Genomic DNA, 1,216 nt, shown 5'->3' on the forward strand with positions numbered 1-1,216 from the left:
CGCATTCTACGCTTTCCTCATTTGCTGTCAAGCGTTTATTTTGAAGTTTTTCAAAGGCTTCCAGAGAAGCTATCAAACTTAACAACACCTGACTCGCCTCGAAGCGTTGATCGCTGCGAGGTGGCGAATAATACGCGGTTTAAATTGGGAGTCAACACCTTGATCTGAAAAAACTTTTGCAGTGCCCGGGCACTTGCGCGGCAACTAAATGAGGGCCCGGTGGATCTGTAGAGAAACCCACCATGGAGCGTAGCGGCGATGAGCGACGCGCACAGCGAGAAAACCCCGGGCTTGTCTGCGGATGAACAGCAGGAAGTCAGCGTAAACCAGCCGCCCAGGGCGGCGGTGCTACACGAAACCATACGCCTTCAGGGCGACCAGGAACTGGAACGGACCCTGGCTGCGTTGTGGTGGTCTGCCCTCGCGGCCGGGTTGTCCATGGGCTTGTCGCTGATGGCCATGGGGCTGCTGTACTCCCGCCTACCCGATGGCGAAAGCGCCCAGGTCATTGCAAGCATCGGTTATAGCGCCGGGTTCCTGGCCGTCATCCTGGCGCGGCAGCAGTTGTTCACCGAAAACACCCTCACCGCTGTACTGCCGGTAATGACCACGCCCACCCTGGCGAACTTCGGCCGCCTGCTGCGCCTGTGGGGGGTGGTACTGGTGGGCAACCTCGCCGGCACGCTGCTGGTGGCCTGGGTAATGCTGGAGCTGCCGATCTTCGACACCAAGACCGACCTTGCCTTCCTGGAGGTGGGGCACAAGGTGATGGAGAACGACATCGGCCAGATGTTCGCCAAGGGCATTGTGTCGGGCTGGATGATCGCCACCATGGTATGGATGATCCCGTCCATGGAAAATGCCAAGATCTGGATCATCCTGCTTATTACCTACCTGATGGCACTCGGCGACTTCACCCACATCGTGGTGGGTTCGGTGGAGGTGTCCTACCTGGTGTGGGCCGGCGAAGAAACCTGGAGCAGCTTCTGGCTCCATTTTGCATTGCCTACCTTGGCAGGCAATATCATAGGTGGCAGTTTCATTTTCGCCCTCATCAGCCACGCGCAAGTACGCAGCGACAGCGGCAAGCCGCCGTCGAAACTGCTCGAGGACGAAAAAGCGTCAGAACAGGGCCGCGCCACTCACTAGCGCTGACCACCGCCCACCTGGCCCTGCCCCACATCAGGACCAGGCGGCCCCCCCTCCTCCCGAATCC

At 59.2% G+C, this 1,216-nt stretch carries 1 protein-coding gene; it reads left to right on the forward strand.

What is annotated here, in order from left to right:
* The first annotated feature begins 258 nt into the window (after positions 1-258).
* Positions 259-1,149 (forward strand): formate/nitrite transporter family protein, encoded by an 891-nt coding sequence (locus IAE33_RS24335; RefSeq protein ID WP_201165750.1) that lies wholly within the window; start codon positions 259-261, stop codon positions 1,147-1,149.
* Positions 1,150-1,216: the final 67 nt, after the last annotated feature.

The sequence above is a fragment of the Pseudomonas sp. S60 genome (assembly GCF_016647865.1).
GTDB classification, from domain to species: domain Bacteria; phylum Pseudomonadota; class Gammaproteobacteria; order Pseudomonadales; family Pseudomonadaceae; genus Aquipseudomonas; species Aquipseudomonas parafulva.

What these genes read in the sequence shown, in the direction of transcription:
- IAE33_RS24335 (WP_201165750.1), top strand. Translation starts at nt 259, where the DNA reads ATGAGCGACGCGCACAGCGAGAAAACCCCGGGCTTGTCTGCGGATGAA.